16 protein-coding genes are annotated in these 17,104 nt (G+C 52.2%); 5 read left to right on the top strand and 11 right to left on the bottom strand.

The genetic code is table 11. The features are described 5' to 3' along the window. Positions 1-63: 63 nt before the first annotated feature. Positions 64-867, top strand: a complete 804-nt coding sequence (locus ACS18Q_RS20575) for a Cof-type HAD-IIB family hydrolase (protein ID WP_441257796.1) — start codon at positions 64-66, stop codon at positions 865-867. 46 nt (positions 868-913) lie between these two features. Here the strand turns inward: ACS18Q_RS20575 and ACS18Q_RS20570 are convergent, their stop codons facing one another. Then, entirely contained in the window at positions 914-1,315 is a 402-nt protein-coding gene (locus ACS18Q_RS20570) for a ribosome recycling factor family protein (RefSeq protein WP_158142089.1), read from the bottom strand. 268 nt (positions 1,316-1,583) lie between these two features. On the opposite strand from ACS18Q_RS20570, the gene ACS18Q_RS20565 reads away from it, so the two are divergent. Beyond that, positions 1,584-2,555: a LysR substrate-binding domain-containing protein gene (locus ACS18Q_RS20565; RefSeq protein WP_004727071.1), complete on the top strand. Its 972-nt coding sequence runs from the start codon at positions 1,584-1,586 to the stop codon at positions 2,553-2,555. Positions 2,556-2,662: 107 nt separating this feature from the next. Here ACS18Q_RS20565 and ACS18Q_RS20560 read toward each other — a convergent pair whose 3' ends face one another. After that, entirely contained in the window at positions 2,663-3,382 is a 720-nt protein-coding gene (locus tag ACS18Q_RS20560; RefSeq protein ID WP_143679917.1) for a prephenate dehydratase domain-containing protein, read from the bottom strand. Between the two features lie 364 nt (positions 3,383-3,746). Between ACS18Q_RS20560 and ACS18Q_RS20555 the strand changes: the two genes are divergently transcribed. Next, the gene (locus tag ACS18Q_RS20555; protein ID WP_392441611.1) at positions 3,747-4,874 is read left to right on the top strand and encodes an HD domain-containing phosphohydrolase; all 1,128 of its coding nucleotides are present in this window, start codon (positions 3,747-3,749) and stop codon (positions 4,872-4,874) included. Positions 4,875-4,904: 30 nt separating this feature from the next. Next, a complete protein-coding gene (locus ACS18Q_RS20550) occupies positions 4,905-5,852 on the top strand; it encodes a GGDEF domain-containing protein (RefSeq protein ID WP_441257795.1) in 948 nt (315 codons plus the stop codon). 126 nt (positions 5,853-5,978) lie between these two features. Here ACS18Q_RS20550 and hemB read toward each other — a convergent pair whose 3' ends face one another. From hemB to ACS18Q_RS20520, 6 genes are all read right to left on the bottom strand, one after another. Beyond that, complete coding sequence (gene hemB, locus ACS18Q_RS20545; protein WP_014257615.1) at positions 5,979-6,965, bottom strand: porphobilinogen synthase; 987 nt, start codon at positions 6,963-6,965, stop codon at positions 5,979-5,981. A 280-nt stretch (positions 6,966-7,245) separates the two neighbouring features. Continuing rightward, positions 7,246-7,461, bottom strand: coding sequence for a hypothetical protein (locus ACS18Q_RS20540; RefSeq protein ID WP_014257614.1), 216 nt, complete (start codon positions 7,459-7,461; stop codon positions 7,246-7,248). A gap of 54 nt (positions 7,462-7,515) precedes the next feature. Beyond that, complete coding sequence (gene groL / locus ACS18Q_RS20535; protein ID WP_441257794.1) at positions 7,516-9,108, bottom strand: chaperonin GroEL; 1,593 nt, start codon at positions 9,106-9,108, stop codon at positions 7,516-7,518. Between the two features lie 30 nt (positions 9,109-9,138). Beyond that, positions 9,139-9,429, bottom strand: coding sequence for a co-chaperone GroES (locus ACS18Q_RS20530; RefSeq protein ID WP_004727064.1), 291 nt, complete (start codon positions 9,427-9,429; stop codon positions 9,139-9,141). Positions 9,430-9,790: 361 nt separating this feature from the next. Beyond that, positions 9,791-11,140, bottom strand: a complete 1,350-nt coding sequence (locus ACS18Q_RS20525) for a magnesium transporter (protein ID WP_004727063.1) — start codon at positions 11,138-11,140, stop codon at positions 9,791-9,793. Beyond that, a complete protein-coding gene (locus ACS18Q_RS20520; RefSeq protein ID WP_004727062.1) occupies positions 11,137-11,712 on the bottom strand; it encodes a mechanosensitive ion channel domain-containing protein in 576 nt (191 codons plus the stop codon). The genes ACS18Q_RS20525 and ACS18Q_RS20520 overlap by 4 nt, the downstream gene beginning before the upstream one ends. Before the next feature lie 330 nt (positions 11,713-12,042). Between ACS18Q_RS20520 and ACS18Q_RS20515 the strand changes: the two genes are divergently transcribed. Next, positions 12,043-14,400, top strand: a complete 2,358-nt coding sequence (locus tag ACS18Q_RS20515) for a methyl-accepting chemotaxis protein (protein WP_441257793.1) — start codon at positions 12,043-12,045, stop codon at positions 14,398-14,400. A 19-nt stretch (positions 14,401-14,419) separates the two neighbouring features. Here the strand turns inward: ACS18Q_RS20515 and ACS18Q_RS20510 are convergent, their stop codons facing one another. From ACS18Q_RS20510 to proW, 3 genes are all read right to left on the bottom strand, one after another. Continuing rightward, the gene (locus ACS18Q_RS20510) at positions 14,420-14,908 is read right to left on the bottom strand and encodes a MarR family winged helix-turn-helix transcriptional regulator (RefSeq protein WP_014257611.1); all 489 of its coding nucleotides are present in this window, start codon (positions 14,906-14,908) and stop codon (positions 14,420-14,422) included. Positions 14,909-14,969: 61 nt separating this feature from the next. After that, positions 14,970-15,974, bottom strand: coding sequence for a glycine betaine/L-proline ABC transporter substrate-binding protein ProX (gene proX, locus ACS18Q_RS20505; RefSeq protein ID WP_038151668.1), 1,005 nt, complete (start codon positions 15,972-15,974; stop codon positions 14,970-14,972). Beyond that, positions 15,971-17,077: a glycine betaine/L-proline ABC transporter permease ProW gene (gene proW / locus ACS18Q_RS20500; RefSeq protein ID WP_004727058.1), complete on the bottom strand. Its 1,107-nt coding sequence runs from the start codon at positions 17,075-17,077 to the stop codon at positions 15,971-15,973. Before proW ends, proX begins: the two co-directional genes overlap by 4 nt. Between the last annotated feature and the right edge of the window lie 27 nt (positions 17,078-17,104).

The following is a 17,104-nucleotide window of genomic DNA, read 5'->3' as shown; positions in this document are numbered from 1 at the left end:
CCGCGACGGAATATGGTAGGATGGCCCAGCCCACGCATTTTTGAATCTATGAGTTTTCATTTTATGTCACAACGCATTATTAAATTCATCGCCACCGATATGGATGGCACGCTTCTCGACGAGAAAGGCCAGCTCGACCCAGAATTTTTCGCCCTGCACAAACAGTTGGATGAACGCGGCATTTTGTTCGCTGCGGCGTCTGGTCGCCAGTATTACAGCTTGCTGGATACCTTTGCGGAAATTCAGGATCGCATCATGTTTATCGCTGAAAACGGCACCTTGGTGATGTACAAAGGTGAAGAGCTTTACAGCAGCACGATCGACAAAGCCGCGATTGCCGACATCATCAATGCCGCAAGAAGCATTGCAGGCACGCACGTGGTGTTGTGTGGTAAGCGCTCCGCTTATATTGAAACCCAAGATCCACAGGCGATGGAAGAAATTCAAAAGTACTACCATCGCTGCGAGTCGGTGTCTGATCTGCTGTCGGTTGAGGACGATTTCATTAAAGTGGCGATTTGTCATTTTGATGGCACGGAACAATGGGTTTACCCAAGCATCAACGCGAAATTTGGCGACAGCCATAAAGTGGTGGTGAGTGCGAAAATCTGGCTGGATGTCATGAATGCCGAAGCATCAAAAGGCACAGCCATTAAGCAGCTACAAGCGAAGTTCCACTTTACCGAGCAGGAAACCATGACGTTTGGCGACTACTTCAACGATGTTGAAATGTTGCAAGCCAGCTACTACTCGTACGCGGTTGAAAACGCGCATGAGCAGGTGAAAACGTACGCCCGTTTCCGCGCGCCAAGTAACCGTGACGGCGGTGTGCTGACCATCATCAAAGCGCTGCTCAGCGAAGTCTAATTTTCGCCCACGTTCAGGTAAACCAGTCGTCGATGCATGTGCTGGTTTACCATGCTTCTTGCGCTTCTCGCGCCGCTCTGGCTTGAGCCACGGTACAGCCCGTTTTTTCCATCAATTCGGCCAACGTCATCGCCGGATTCTCCCGTACTAAATGCGCCAGTCGTTCACTGAGCGTGTCTTGTCGATACGGCTGAATGCCTGATTCGAGTTTGGTCACCACAAACGACACCGACAACGCCATCTCACTCGCTTGAATGGTACGCAGCAGCAACAGCATATCTTCCGGCTCGCCCTGACATTGCCAGTTGCGCGAGCGGCGTACCCGTTTGAGGGTGCAGCGGTGCTCAGCAGCAAACGCTTGTAAAGCGGTGGCGTGCTCGCGACCAATGCGATGGATCAGCGAAGGTAGGGCAATTGTCAGCATCGAATCAGAGACTTTGGTAACCAAACGGGTGGATTCCTCATGGCGGTGTGGCTGCGGTCGGTGTGTGACCGAAGCGTGGTGAGCGTGAACGATTTGGATCTTAAAGCAAATCGTCTCTGCGCGGAATCGCCCTTTTGCCGTTTGGTGAATCGGCCACGGCAGCGTTGCATGCGCGCGTGATGGCCGCGCTTTTTATTCATTGTTAGACTAGCTCGAACTCGTCGAATCCTGTATAACTAATGGCTCATTTAAGTGATTGTTATGCAATCATTTTGTGACCTAGGAGTACACAATGAAGCTACAGCAACTGCGCTATATCCGCGAGATCCAGCGGAATGGATACAATATCTCGTTAACGTCAGACAAATTATTCACCTCTCAGCCGGGGATCAGTAAGCAAGTTGCGTTGCTGGAAGATGAGCTGGGTGTGCAGATTTTTGAGCGCCAAGGCAAACACCTTTCCGGCGCGACCGAAATTGGCAGCCAGATCATTCGTGAAGCCAGCAAAATGCTGGAAATTGAAGAACGCATCAAAGCGCTCTCGGCCAGTGTGACCTCGCCAGATATGGGACGAGTGAATGTCTACACCACCAATGCGATTGCGAAGTTCCTGTTGCCGGAAACGGTGCACTTCTTTATGAAAAAATACCCGAAAGTGTCGCTGCACATGGGGACGATTGAGCCGGAAACCCGTGGCAATACGCTGCCTTCTGGCCCGTACGATTTCTCGATTGTGGCGCAGGACGTCGACGAGCAGATGGATTTGGCAGTGCTGCCCGCTTACAAATGGTCACTGGCGCTGATTGTGCCGTCCAACCATCCGTTGGCGACAGCAGAGAACATCACGCTCGAGCAGTTGGCGCAGGAAAAACTCATCAGTTACGAACTCAAGTCGACCGGGCGCGGCGCGATTGATGATGCGTTCAAGCAAAAAGGTCTGACACCGAAATACATCGTCACGGCGATGGATGCGGAAGTGATCAAAGAGTATGTGAGTTTAGGGGTGGGCATCGGCATCATCGCATCAGTGGCGACACACGCGCTAAGTGACTCGATTACGGTGCGTTCGCTGGAAGGGTTGGTGCCGGATTGTTACGCTTGGTTGTGTTATAACAAAAACACCTATTTGCAGCAGTACATGTATGACTTTATTGAGAAATTTGCGCCGCATTTAACCAAAAATGTGATTCAAAATACCTCCCATCTGCCGCGAGCAGAACTGACCAAATGGTTTGATGATCGCGATCTGATGACTTATCAGTAACGCGCAGCTTCTTTTCTACCTCCTCATGGTCATTGAAGACATACCGCGTGCAGTCGGTATGTCTTCCCGAAACTGACCTTTTTGAGAAACTGTCCTCTTGGCTAAATTTACAGTAACTGGCCTTTTTCAATCGCGCTTTCGAGTTCTTTGCGCGCGTCGCTTTCCCCAATCGGCGAGATTCGTTTCTCCACATCCATCAACAAGAATGACGTTTTATTGTTCTTGTTGTCCTGTACGCCTTGTTCCACCACCACCAGATTGGGGTAGACTTTTTCCAGCACACACGCGCCAATAGCGGCGGTGCCATCGGGCATTTCACCATTGGATACTCGCTGCGCGGCGGCTGCGGTGCCTTCTGGTACGGCGAGTTCTTTCGCTTTCAAGTGATGTTTCCAAGTATCAATCTGCTTGAGCGCCGCAGGGTGTGACGCGATCAAGGCAATCGAGCGTTTGGCCTCGACATCGTGCGTGTTCATTAGCACACACATTTCAATCGGAGTGGCAATAAATGCTTTCACCGCGACCACTTTGTATTGTTGTAGCGCCTCAACCGTGGCCTGAACCAAGCGACCATTGATGGTAGAATTTTCCACCGCACTAAAGGCCAAGCCATCATTTAAATCGGCCTGCATGAAGGTGTTCAGTGGTGTGCCGGAAAAATCAACGTCCGCTTTGAGAGCCGGTTGTTGCTCAAATAGTTTGCTGATCGCGGCATCGTTAAAACTGCCTTTCGACGCTTGAACGTAAATGTGGTTGGCTGCACAAGCGAACCCTGAAAATGCCAATAAAGCCGAACTGAGGAAGAAGGGGGATACCAATCGTCTCACGATAAATCTCCTTATTATTATATGGAACTTAGAGCTTATTATTTAATCATTCGGCCGAGAAGCATTATTGCAACATTTTTTTGACAAAGGCCGATCTCGCTTCACGCAATCGGGCTTCCTTGACCTTGTCTTTGCGCGACGAAGCAGACGTCGAACTTGTGGCACGAACAAAATGAAACGTGTGAAGTTGATTCCAATCATAATGTGAACCTGTGCAAATACTCTTATAAAAAATAAGGACTTGGTCGATGCGGCTCTTTAAGAGCGCAGACGGTTTTGTTATATCCGTACATTAACTGCACAAAAAGTATGGTTTTTGTGCAGCGCATACGAATAATTACAATGAAAAATAGTCAGGTGGATTATGGAAGTGGCTTTTGGCTCGGATCCAGGCAATGCGATTCGTCGATGGGCATCGTATTTGGCCATTGATCAGCAAACGGTGGATGCACTGCGCGAGTATTACTGGATTATGGAACGCAACATCGATGAGGTGTTGGCGTTTGTGTACGATCATCTCGGCAGTTGTCCGGAAACGGCGCAATTTTACCAAAACGAACAATCAATCGTGCGCGCCCGTGGGCATTTGCGTGACCACTTGATGCTTTATGTGTTTCGCGGTCACTTTGGCGTGGATTACTACAACGCGACCATTCGCATTGGTCAAACCCATCAACGGCTCGGCATCGATTTTAAGGTGTATTCTGGCGCGTATTGCATTGTGATGAGTCAATTGGCGCGCGTGGTCTACCAATCGCTCGCCCCCAACATCGACAACATTCATCGTTACATGTCGGCGCTCAATCGTGCCATCTTTTTGGATTTAGGACTCGCCACCGCGGTGTATTACGATACCGCCTGTTTTGAGCTGGAAGAGCTGGCTTACGAACTCAATTTTGCCCTTGCCAAAGCGGGTGAATTTCGTGACAACGAAACTGGCGAACACATTAAACGCATCAGCCGCATGAGCTTTGAACTGGCCAAAGCGCTGGGGCAACCGGCGCACTGGTGCAAGATGATTCAAATCGCCAGCCCGCTGCACGATGTGGGTAAAATTGGTGTGCCGGATGAGATTTTACTCAAGCCGGGCAAACTCGATGCGGATGAGTGGAAATTGATGCAGCAACACCCGGCCATTGGCGGTGACATCATTCCTGACAACAAATCCGAGCTGATTCGTATGGCGCGTCGCATCTCGCTCACGCACCATGAAAAGTGGGACGGTTCCGGGTATCCGGCGGGGCTGGCGGGAGAAGAGATCCCGCTGGAAGGGCGCATTGTGGCGATTTGTGATGTATTTGATGCGCTGCTATCGACGCGCCCTTACAAACGGGCATGGAGCGTCGCTGAGGTGGTGGCATACCTGCGCGAGAATCGCGCAAAGCATTTCGATCCGCTTTTGTTGGATTGCTTTCTTGAGCATCTCGATAGCATGTTGCACATTCGTCATCAATTCGAGGATGCGGCGCAACCGGAAACTGTGGCAGACTAAGGGTTCGGAGAGTGACACCCAAACAAGAGCATGGAACAAGATCGCATCACACTGCTGGAACAACAGGTAGCGCAACTCACCCGTGATAAGCAGCGCTTAGAAGAGAAACTCAATGCCGCGCTGGATGGCACTGGGCTCTGCTTGTGGGAACAACATGTCCCGACGGGGCGCCTGCGCATATTCAACATGGAGTGGGGCAAAATGCTCGGCTTTCAACCCAACGAGTTGGAAGCCAATGTTGAAACGTGGAAAAGTAAATTGCATCCGGACGATTACGATCTCGCCGTCGGTGCGCTTGAGGATCATCTGCAAGGCCGAGCGGATACCTATCAAGTGGTGCATCGCATGCTGCATAAAGATGGTAGTCACAGCTGGGTGTCGGATCGTGGCCGTATCGTTGAATACGCCGAGGATGGTTCGCCGCTGCGCATCATGGGTACGCACATCGATATCACCAACGAAAAACGCTACGAGCAGGAATTGTCGCGTTTGGCGCGTCAAGATCCGCTCACCAATCTGCTCAATCGCAAAGCGCTGCACAGTGAATTTAACCGCATCAATCACGCTAAGTCCGATTCGCTGGCGGCGATGGTGTTTATCGACATCGATAATTTCAAGACGGTCAACGATCATCTCGGTCATAAAGCGGGCGATGCGGTGTTGGTGGTCGTAGCAGAATGGTTGAAGCAGTTTGCGCCGCCACAGTCGGTGATTGCGCGTCTTGGTGGTGATGAGTTTGTTCTGTTGTGCGAGCAAGAAGAAACGCAGGCGCTGAATACATTGACCGATCAGTTACTGACTCAGGTCGCCGACCCGGTGGTGCTGGAAAATGGCAAAGCGCAGATTGGGTTGAGTATTGGTGTGTGCGAGTTTGCGCCGGGGCAGCATGAGTTTGACACCCTTTATGAACGGGCAGATGAAGCCATGTATCAAGTGAAACGCAGCGGGAAGAATGGTGTTCGCTGGGTCAGCGCCTAAGTATTGTTATCCCAGGATCGTTATCAAAGTATCGTTATCCAAGTATTGTTATTAAAGTATCACGATCAAAACATCGTTATTAAAACATTGCCCGTCACGGTGACGGGCAATCGGTTGATGACGGAATTATTCACTCAGCCACTGCGCCAGCTCTTTCGCGTAGTAGGTGACTATCACACTCGCGCCAGCGCGTTTAAAGCCAATCATGGTTTCCAGTACCGCGCGTTTCTCATCTAACAGGCCAGCTTGCGCCGCTGTTTTCAAAATCGCGTATTCACCGCTGACTTGATACACCGCCAGTGGCAGGCGCGTGTTGTCGCTGAGCGATTTCAGCACATCCAGATACGGCGTGCCGGGTTTCACCATCAGAATATCTGCGCCTTCTTCTTCATCCAATGCCGCTTCAACCAAGGCTTGGCGACCATTGTGCGGATCGGCTTGATAGGTATCGCGGTTGCCTTCCAGCGTGCATTCCACCGCGGAGCGGAATGGGCCATAGAATGCGGAGGCAAATTTGATCGCGTGCGCCATGATGCTCACATTCGGGAACCCTGCCGCGTCGAGGCCACGGCGAATCGCGCCGACTTGACCATCCATCATTGCAGATGGCGCCAACATGTCTGCGCCTGCTTTCGCTGCTGCAACAGACTGCTTCACGAGGTTCTCAACGGTTTTGTCGTTATCGACTGACCCGTCGTGCACCACCCCGCAATGGCCATGCGTGGTGTATTCACAAAAACAGATATCGGGGATCACAATCATGTCGGGGCATACGGTTTTGATCGATTTGATCATGCGGCTGAGCAAGCCGTTGTCGTGCCATGTGTCGGAGCCACACTCATCTTTGTGATGCGAAATGCCAAATGGCATCACGTAGCGAATGCCGAGTTCATACAGCGCCGTCACTTCATCGGCGATGTGGGATTCTGGAATGCGGCATACGCCGGGCAGCGCGTCAATCGCGACGGGCGCGTCAATGCCCTCTTCGACAAAAATGGGTTGAATCAAATCGCTCTTGTTGAGCTGAGTTTCCTGCACCATGTGACGAATGTGTTGATGCGCGCGCAGGCGGCGTGGACGTTTCATTAATACTTGATGAGACTGACTTTCCATTGGAGACACCTTCTTTTTTATTGTCTGGATCATGCCAATAGCCACAGTGCCTGAGCGGCAGAATCCTTCGGCGGCATTGAGCGTGTCTTCATGACGGATTGGCAACAAGGAGTGCTTGAAAGGCAACGAGGTTGCAGAAAGCCCCTACATAGTAACGGCTGAGGGATGAATGTGTAGTGTTATCTGGATATTGACTGCATGCGGGGTTGTTCGATGAACTTTACATGGTGTCAATGCGGCGATAAAAACTGACCCGCGTAAGGCGGGTCAGTGAGGGCGATCAGTGAAGTGTGCGGTGAATCAGCTCGGCGAGCTTGGCCAGATCGAACGTGATCACCCAGATACGGGGCTGAGCGCGGGACACGCGAGCTGGCGGCAGCGAGAAGATTGCGTCACGGTGAATACGAGGGAAATTCTGCACCGCAGGCCAGGTGGGGGAGCCCGGCCCGGCGGCAGTTTCGGCAATTTCTAAATGCAACGCTGGATACTGTTTCATCTTCACCTCACTTGATTGAGGGGGAGGGGGATGCCCCCTCAATCTTTTTTACGATTAAGCCTCAGGCGCTTTAGGCGCGTCTGTCACCATCGCTTCGGTGGTGATCATTAGGCCTGCGACACTGGCGGCATATTGCAATGCAGAGCGAGTGACTTTCGCCGGGTCAAGAATACCCAGTTCAATCATGTTGCCGTATTCACCCGTCGCCGCGTTGTAACCGTAGTGGTCATCGCCTGCCTTCACTGCGTTGGCGACAACGGACCCTTCGTCACCCGCGTTGATGGCGATTTGACGCAACGGTTCTTCCATCGCACGCAGCGCGACGCGAATGCCGACATTTTGATCATCGTTGTCGCCTTGCAGGTCGCTGAGCGATTTGGCAATTTTGGTCAGCGCCACACCGCCGCCAGCCACGATGCCTTCTTCGACGGCTGCGCGAGTGGCGTGCAGCGCATCGTCCACGCGATCTTTCTTCTCTTTCATCTCGACTTCAGTTGCCGCGCCAATCTTGATCACCGCTACGCCGCCAGACAGTTTGGCAATGCGCTGTTGCAACTTGTCGCGATCATATTGTGACGTGGTGTTGTCCAACTGGTGCTGGATCTGCGCCACGCGATCGTGAATTGCACGCTCATCTGCTGCGCCATCGACGATGGTGGTGGTGTCTTTGCTGATGGTGACTTTTTTCGCGCTGCCGAGGTCATCGAGCGTCGCTTTCTCCAGTTCAAGGCCAATCTCTTCCGCGATCACACGGCCTGCGGTGAGCACGGCAATGTCTTCCAGCATCGCTTTGCGATGGTCACCAAAGCCCGGCGCTTTCACCGCAGCGGCTTTGACGATGCCACGCATGCTGTTTACCACCAATGTTGCCAAGGCTTCGCCTTCTACATCTTCGGCAATGATCAGCAGCGAGCGAGCGGTTTTCGCGACGGCTTCTAAGAGCGGGATCAGCTCACGAATGTTGTTGATTTTCTTATCGACCAACAGGATGTACGGGTTGTCCAATTCAACCAAACCGGATTCAGCGTCGGTGATGAAGTAGGGCGACAGGTAGCCGCGATCAAACTGCATGCCTTCGACCACTGACAATTCGTTTTGCAGCGCCTGACCTTCTTCCACGGTGATGACGCCATTGCGACCCACTTTTTCCATCGCCTCAGCAATGATTTCACCAATCGCGCGATCGCTGTTGGCCGAAATGCTACCCACTTGGGTGATGGCGTGTTTGTCGCTGCATGGTTGGGCCATGTGCTGTAGCTTGTCGACAGCGGCTTCCACGGCTTTGTCGATACCGCGTTTGAGATCCATCGGGTTCATGCCCGCTGCCACGGCTTTGAGGCCTTCGTTAATGAGCGATTGCGCTAATACGGTCGCGGTGGTGGTGCCATCGCCTGCTTCGTCGTTGGCTTTGGACGCCACTTGTTTGAGCATTTGCGCGCCCATGTTCTCGAACTTGTCTTCCAGTTCGATCTCTTTGGCTACGGAAACCCCATCTTTGGTGATGGTCGGTGCGCCGAAAGATTTATCCAGCACCACATTGCGACCTTTGGGACCGAGCGTAACTTTCACGGCATTGGCCAACAAGTTCACCCCGGTGAGCATTTTTTGTCGAGCGTCGTTAGAGAATAAAACGTCTTTTGCTGTCATGGTGTCTCTCCTTAAAAACTCACAACAAAATTATTCAATAATCGCCAATACGTCTGATTCAGACAGGATGAGGTAGTCATGCCCGTCTATTTTCTCGGTTTTCACACCATACCCATCGTGGAAGATGATGTGGTCATTCACTTTGACTGCCATCGCCGCGCGTTCGCCGCTATCGAGCAGACGGCCTTGACCGACCGCCAGCACTTTGCCGCGGTTTGATTTTTGCGCCGATTTGGATGTCAGTACGATTCCGCCCTCAGATGTGTTGTCGACCTCCAGTCGCTCAACAATCAATTTGTCATGTAAAGGACGAATGTTCATTGGGAGTGCCTCCTACTTAAAATCGTTTTCATCGAAAATAAAAGACAAACGTATATGGGGTCGCGGTGCGCTGGGGTCTCCAACGCGAGAAAGGAGAGCGAACCCAGATACGGTGTGGCATCACTGCCGCTCGTGGATATAAATAGGGTAAAAAAATTGAACTTCAAGAGGGGAAAAATAAAATTTTTTAAAAAAATTTTTGGCCGAAAACGTGCAGTTGGGGCGCACTATGTCCGTGAAAAAAGTGACAGTAAAAACAAGTGTCCGTGAAAAAGTGACAGTAAAAAAAGTGACCTTGAAAAAACGACCAGGAACAACAACGCCCGCGAAAAAAAACGCCCCGCGAAGCGAGGCGTCAGGATTACAGCATGACTAAACTCGCCGTGCCGAGGAAGGCGAAAAAGCCAACCACGTCGGTGACGGTGGTGAGGATCACCGAACCTGCCAAAGCCGGATCGAGCTTAAACTTATCGAGGATGATCGGAATCAGCACGCCAAACAGCGCGGCGGTGATGATGTTGACCACAATCGCGAGTGAGATGGTGCAGCCAATCAGGGTAGATTGGAACCATAATCCGGCCACGCCGCCGATGATCAGCGCCCACACCACGCCGTTAATCGAGCCGATGCCCAATTCGTTTTTCAATAGCGCAAAGCGGTTCCCGGTGGTGACCTGATTGAGCGCCATCGCGCGCACCATCAAGGTCAGCGTTTGGCTCCCTGCAATGCCACCCATGGAAGCGACAATCGGCATCAGCACCGCCAGCGCCACCACTTGCGAAATCACATTCTCAAATAAACCGATGGTCATCGACGCCAGAATCGCGGTCAAAAGGTTGATACCCAGCCAGACGCCGCGGCGCTTGGAGCTGCGAACTACCGGCGCAAACAGGTCATCGCCTTCATCCATACCTGTACCGGCCATCAAGCGCGATTCGTAGATTTCACGTTGCGTGCCCAGTGCAAAGTGCCAGTCAATTTCGCCGATCAGGGTATCGTCATCGCTGACCACCGGAACGATGGGCAACACAGCGTGCTCCAACGCTTCGACCGCATCAGACAGCGATTGATGCGCGTTGATCAGCACCAAATCTTCTTTCTTCAATGCTTTAAGCTGTGTGGTGCCTTCGGCCAACAGAATGTCGCTGAACGCCACCAGACCACGAAATTTCTTGGCCTTGTTGATGAGGTAAATGTATTGCGGCGATTCCAAATGGTATTTATCGAGCAGGATCTTGGCGCGGTTGACGCTGATGCTAAACGGCAGGGTATAAAGTTTTCGGTCAGCCCAGTGGCCGATTTCGTCATCGTTGAATTCGTTGGCTTGATCGTACAGTTCCAGCTCGTCGCGGCTGATTAAGCGCAGCGCTTCGGTGACAATGTCGTCGGGCAGGGAGTCTTCCCACTCGATCAGCGACAGGTTGTCGAGTTTGGCCAGCGTCAGTTTCAGTTCGACTTCAGACAGCGCTTTGATGATCGACACACGCACATCGGCGCGCATTTCGGTCAATACATCGATGTGCAGTTCCAGTGGCAAGCTGCGCCACAAACGCACACGGTCATCGACGGGAAACGCTTCGAGAATCAGCGCCAGTGGGCCTTCATCCAAGCCATTTTCAACCATTTCGCCTAGCAGCGAGACCTGCTGCTCATCATTTTCGGCTTTGGCGAGCGCTTCAATTTGTTGGGATAGATCTTGATACTCGCTCAACGTTTGACTCCAATCGGTAACTGTTTTTTCTCGGCTTTCTTGGCGGCTTTTTCGGGCGCTTTACTCAGGACAATGACTGGGCGAACAATAAACAAGTTGTTCGGATACAGCACGCGGTTGCCATCTAGGGTTTCTAGCACCACGTTCAAAAACGTCATGTCGATGATTTTGCCTTCGACAAAGTTCGCGCCGTCGACCACGCGCACCCATAACCCAATGCGGCAATAGTTCTGCACAAACAGGGTAAAAAACGAGGTCACGTTACTCAGCAGCGACCAACTGGCAAACAAACCCACACCCAGCAGCGCAAAAATGGAGGAACCGACGACCAGCAACCCGCGCAGTTCAATCCCCCACATGATCATGAGAGTCATCAACAGCGCAATCAGCAGGGCGGTTTTGATCAGCCAGCGTGCGCGTTTAACACGATGCACGTCGTCACGACCAATCACGGTTTTTTCAAACACACGCAGCGTCACTTTGGCGACTTTCGGATAGAGAAGCAGCATCAGCAGCGTGAACAGCCACTGATAGTAATCTTGCATTAAATTGAGTAAGGCGATGTAGTCCATAACATAGTGAGAAACAGGGTTTTGTTCAAAATAACTGAAAACCGGTGAATTACAACCGGATTTCTGTGACAACCCACGTAAGCGCTGCTTTCGTCAGCAAGCGGGTGGGTGAATCAGGGGATCAATGCTGCGTCACGGCGCAATACCGGATTTTCAGGCAATTCAGTGCACACGGATCACGCATTGATGCTTTTATTACTAATAAAGGATTAGAAGCAACAGCACTCATATGTGACAAGAGTCACTAATCCACCGAAAGCCCATTCGCAGGCAAGGGAATTAGACTAAACCTAAGCATTAGCAGGGTTTTTTCTTTCAAGGGATGGGCGGATGAAATTACGCAGCAAAATGTTTATCAGTTATGTGGTGGTGGCGGCGTGCTTCACGGCGGTCAGTTGTGTGGCGCTGGGCTGGTTAGTGTACCAAGATGCTTCTAAAGCGCTGGCAAAAGCCGCCAGAGATAAATTGGTGATCTCACGCAATGAAACCGCGTCACAGATTCAGCGCTATTTTGATACGGTGGATGCGCAGGCGCAGAATATGTCTCATGACTTGAGCGTTCGGGACGCGGTGGTCGGCTTTACCCAAGCGTTTATGGACTATCCGCTCAGTACCACGTCCAGTGACGCGCTGAAAGGCTACTACCGCAATGAGTTTGCGACTCGCTATCAAGAGATCAACACCGTCGATCGCATCAACGCGGATGGTTTGTTTGGCCAAATTTCTGAGCGCGCTAAAACACTGCAAAACCAATACATTGCCCTCAACCCCAATCCGCTGGGTAGCAAGGACAAACTCACCACCGGTGAGCAGGGGGGCGAATATGATGCCCTGCATCAAACCTATCATCCTTTCTTCACCGACTTCATTAAAAACTTTGGTTTTTACGATGTGTTTCTGGTCGATGCCAACACCGGTTTCGTGGTGTACAGCGCGTACAAAGAGCTCGACTTTGCCACCTCGCTCAAATCTGGCCCTTATAAAGACAGCGGCTTGGCTGATGCGTATCGCGGCGCGATGCAGCTTTCCTCCGGCAGCTTCTTCACCGACTTCAGACCTTACACGCCTTCCTACGAAGCGCAGGCAGCATTTGTCAGCGCGCCCATTCGTGAGAACGGACAAACCGTCGGCGTGCTGATCATGCAGATGCCGCTGGATGTGATTAACAACATCATGACCCACAACCAAGATTGGAAAAAATCGGGGCTGGGCGCGTCGGGTGAAACCTATTTAGTCGGCAGCGACAAAGTCATGCGTTCGAACTCGCGTTTTGTCATTGAAGACAAAGCCGGTTACCTCGCGCTGATGAAAACGCTCGGCGCTGACAGCGCGACGTTGGCGAAGATGGATGCGCTTTCAACATCGATTGGCTTGCAAACCGTCGATTCCTCGGCGGTCAACAAAGCGCTGGCTGGCGAAACTGGTTTTGAGTTGATTCGAGATTATCGCGATATTCCGGTACTTTCGGCGTACGCGCCGCTGGAGCTGCACGGGCTGAAATGGGTGCTCTTGAGTGAAATTGATGAAGCGGAAGCGATGGCGTTTTTGACCACATTGAAAACACACATCAAAAATGCGGTGCTGTACATGCTGGTGCCCGCCATTTTGATTGGTTTGGGCATCGGGTGGTTGATGTCGCATTCCATTCTGGCGCCGCTGCATCGCATGTTGGAAGCCGTGAAACAACTGGGCTCTGGTTCGGGCGATTTACGCTACCGCTTGGAAGAGAAAGGCAATGATGAAGTGACGGCGCTATCACGTGGCTTTAATGCGTTCATTGATCATCTGGACAATACCTTTTCGACGTTGCTGGGTTCCATCACGCGCATGGAGCCGATGTCGCAGGACGTGAACGATGTGAATGTGAAACTAACCAAGGCCTCCAACTCGATGCATCATCAGTCGCAGCAGGTGCAAGATCAGATGATGCATTCGGCGGAAATCAGCCGTTTGGTGAGTGGCGAGCTGGAAGGCATTCAACACGCGTCCGGAAATACAGTCACCGTGCTGGGCAGCGGTCGCGCATCGGTGGTCGAAACGGTGTCGCAAATGGACAAACTGAGCAGCGACCTATCGCTGGTGGCACAAGCGGTGAGTAACCTCACCGTCGATGCGGAGAAAATTCGCCAAGTGATCGTAGTGATCAACGACATCGCAGAGCAAACCAACTTACTGGCGTTGAACGCCGCGATTGAGGCAGCTCGCGCTGGCGAGCAGGGACGCGGGTTTGCGGTGGTGGCCGATGAAGTGCGTAACCTCTCGGTGAAAACCCGCGCTTCGACTGACAGCGTGAGTGAACTGATTGGTGCGATTCGAACCAGTACCCAGCGCGTTGAAAACGTGATGAGTGACAGTTTGGAATCAGCCACCGCCTGCGCAGAACGGGTGAATCAGGCGCAGGAGACGTGGCATCAGATTGAAGAGGCGATTGCCAACATTTCACTGCATGTGGAGAAAATTGGCGGTGCGATCAGCGAACAGGATCAACAACTGAATGTGGTCTCCAGCCATTTCTCGCACATGGACAAGCAGTTTGATGTGATTCAACATGCGATTGAAGATAGTGCGGTGATTGGCGAAGACATCAATAAAATGGGGACGAGATTGCAATCATTCGCCAGCCTGTTCCAAGTGACGAAGGAAGATTTCTCGACCGCAAGACGCGCGAAAGTTCGCAGCGATGATTAACTGGAGCAGCGCCAACGGGTTAGGAGAGATCCAACGACTCTGCGTCAATCGCCAGCAATAACGGTTCGACGCGGGTGGTTGCTTCCGGCGCATTCATCATGCGGGAGAGGCGTTGCAGCGATGACAGCAACAACGTTTGCTCCCACGCATCGAGCGATTGAAATCGCTGAACAAAATCATCTTGCAGCAGTTGCGGCGCTTCAGACAGAATGTGTTCCCCGCGCGCGGTGAGCATCGCGTGGACTTTGCGTTTGTCGATGGTGTCGCGTTCCCGAATCACCAGTTCTCGTTTTTCCAGTCGGTCCAAAATGCTGGTGGCGGTTGCCTGACTCATGTTGGTGGTCACCGACAATTGGCGAATCGTCATGCTGGGTTCGGCTTTGATTGCCCTCATCAGCAGTAACTGCGGACTGGTTAGGCCATAATCTTTGTTGAGCTTTTTAGAATGCAGATCGATGGCGCGAATAATTTGGCGAATTGAGACTAATACTTCCTCGTGAATATCCAAGTCATCCTCCATTAGGCATAGAGGCAGCGAGCCGGTCAGCACGCTGCCTGAGCCATTGTTATTATTTGGCGGCTTGTTTTGCAGTGGCGACCCAAGAATCAAACAGTTTCTGGTGTGCTTTGATCCAACCGTTCGCGTGCGCTTCGATGTCTTTCTCTGAATTGTGTCCTTGGCTCATCATCATGTTTTCGGCACTCACATCGTTGATGTTGAGCTTCATGATTTCAAACAATTTGGCAGCCGCTGGGTTTTGCTCTGCAAATTGCTTGTTGGCCACGATCTTCATCGAGTTCATCTGGAAGCCGTAGTTTTTGCCGTTCGGTAGTGTGGTGTCGATGTCTTTACGATCGCCCGGTAGCGATGAGAAAGGCACTTCCAACCACACCACGTCTTTCCCCGGTACCAAAACGCCACTTACCCAATACGGTGTCCAGGTGTAGTACAGAATTGAATCACCTTTTTTGTAACGCGAAATGGTGTCGGCGATGATCGCCGCGTAGTTGCCTTGGTTGTGGGTGACTGTGTCACGCAAACCAAACGCATCCATCTGGTGTTCCACCACGCTCTCACAGCCCCAACCTGGGTTACAGCCGGTGAGATCGGCTTTGCCGTCGTCGTTGGCATCAAACAGTTTGGCGATTTTTGGGTCTTTCAACTGTTCAATGTTGGTGATGTGGTATTGATCGGCCGTCTTTTTATCAATCAGGTAGCCTTGCGCTGCCCCGGCAATGTAATCGCCTTTACGGTAGAACTTTGAATCACCACCCGCGGCAATGTATTTGCCTTCGTGCAGCGGCGCCCAGTTCACGGCGAGGTAGGTGGCGTCGCCTTCACTGATGGAGGTGTAACCCACGTTGTAATCCACTTCTTTGGTGGGCAGTACGGTGTAACCGAGCGCTTCCATCGCTTTATTCACAATTAGCGTTTGGAACGTCTCTTCAGCCACTGTCGACTGAACCGGTTGCACTGTAATGCCATCGCCCGGCAGTTTCGCCCAAGCCGAGGCTGAGAGCGTTGTGCCGGCCACAAGTCCCGTGGTGAGCATTGTCTTCCATGCTACGTTCATTTCTGTTCTCCTAGTTTTTTCTGACCTTCGGTGTGTGTGAACTTCAGTTTCAGTTGGTAAGCGAGTGAGGCAGGGCCTTTCTCATACCAATGGGTTTTCTTATCTCGACTATTGGCGCCGATCGTTTGGGTGATACGATCCAGCAAAATGGCCAAAATCACGATGCCCAAGCCACCCACGGCGGCAAGTCCCATGTCGAGTCGGCCAATGCCGCGCAGCACCATTTGACCCAAACCGCCGACGGCGATCATGGAGGCGATCACCACCATGGACAGCGACAGCATCAAGGTTTGGTTGACGCCAGCCATGATGGTGGGCATCGCCAGTGGCAATTGAATGCGATACAGCATCTGTTTCGGGCTGGCGCCAAACGCGTGACCGGCTTCAATCAGCTCTTCCGGCACTTGTTGAATGCCTAAAATGGTCAAACGCACAATTGGTGGCAGCGCGAAGATGATGGTCACCACCACGCCCGGCACGTTCCCGATACCAAACAGCATCACGATAGGCACCAAGTAAACGAAAGCTGGGGTGGTTTGCATTGCATCCAGTATTGGCCTGACGATTTTGGCCGCCGTGTCACTGCGCGCCAGCCAGATTCCAAGCGGCATCCCGATCAGCAAGCAGAAGAAGACCGATGTCATAACCAGCGCCAGCGTGACCATGGCTTGGTCCCAAGCACCAATCAGACCAATCACCATCAGCGATAAGAATGATGCGATCCCCATGCGCGATCCGGCCAGTTGCCAAGCGATGAGAAACAGGATCAGCAGCATGATGGGCGCAGGGGTGGAGACCAACGCGGTTTGAAATGAGCTGAGAATGAAATCGATTGGTACGCGAATCGCCTGAAACAGCGGGCGTCCGTGCGTCACCAGCCAGTTAAGTGCGGTTTCGACCCAACTGTCGAACGGTAAAATGGCGTCCTGAAAAGGGTGCATCCAATCAAAAGGCGTGTCGGCGGGAGCGGCCGCCGTGAGCCAATCGCTGCTGGCGGCAGCGCTGGTGCCTGTCGACCAAGGATCAGTGGTGGTTGCAGCTTGCGTGGCAGCGCCCCAAGGGTCGGCTGCCTGTGCCGCTGAAACTGTGGTTTCCGTTGTCATGATTCTTTCCTATTGACCAAGATTGTC

It is taken from the genome of Vibrio sp. Vf1514 (genome assembly GCF_052076135.1).
GTDB lineage: Bacteria > Pseudomonadota > Gammaproteobacteria > Enterobacterales > Vibrionaceae > Vibrio > Vibrio furnissii.
Note: the sequence above shows the minus strand (reverse complement) of the source record. Positions and strands in the feature narration are given on the sequence as shown.

Coding starts and splice junctions, on each gene's coding strand:
- ACS18Q_RS20575 (WP_441257796.1), top strand. CDS start 64: ATGTCACAACGCATTATTAAATTCATCGCCACCGATATGGATGGCACG.
- ACS18Q_RS20565 (WP_004727071.1), top strand. CDS start 1,584: ATGAAGCTACAGCAACTGCGCTATATCCGCGAGATCCAGCGGAATGGA.
- ACS18Q_RS20555 (WP_392441611.1), top strand. CDS start 3,747: ATGGAAGTGGCTTTTGGCTCGGATCCAGGCAATGCGATTCGTCGATGG.
- ACS18Q_RS20550 (WP_441257795.1), top strand. CDS start 4,905: ATGGAACAAGATCGCATCACACTGCTGGAACAACAGGTAGCGCAACTC.
- hemB (WP_014257615.1), bottom strand. CDS start 6,965: ATGGAAAGTCAGTCTCATCAAGTATTAATGAAACGTCCACGCCGCCTG.
- ACS18Q_RS20540 (WP_014257614.1), bottom strand. CDS start 7,461: ATGAAACAGTATCCAGCGTTGCATTTAGAAATTGCCGAAACTGCCGCC.
- groL (WP_441257794.1), bottom strand. CDS start 9,108: ATGACAGCAAAAGACGTTTTATTCTCTAACGACGCTCGACAAAAAATG.
- ACS18Q_RS20530 (WP_004727064.1), bottom strand. CDS start 9,429: ATGAACATTCGTCCTTTACATGACAAATTGATTGTTGAGCGACTGGAG.
- ACS18Q_RS20520 (WP_004727062.1), bottom strand. CDS start 11,712: ATGGACTACATCGCCTTACTCAATTTAATGCAAGATTACTATCAGTGG.
- ACS18Q_RS20515 (WP_441257793.1), top strand. CDS start 12,043: ATGAAATTACGCAGCAAAATGTTTATCAGTTATGTGGTGGTGGCGGCG.
- proX (WP_038151668.1), bottom strand. CDS start 15,974: ATGAACGTAGCATGGAAGACAATGCTCACCACGGGACTTGTGGCCGGC.
- proW (WP_004727058.1), bottom strand. CDS start 17,077: ATGACAACGGAAACCACAGTTTCAGCGGCACAGGCAGCCGACCCTTGG.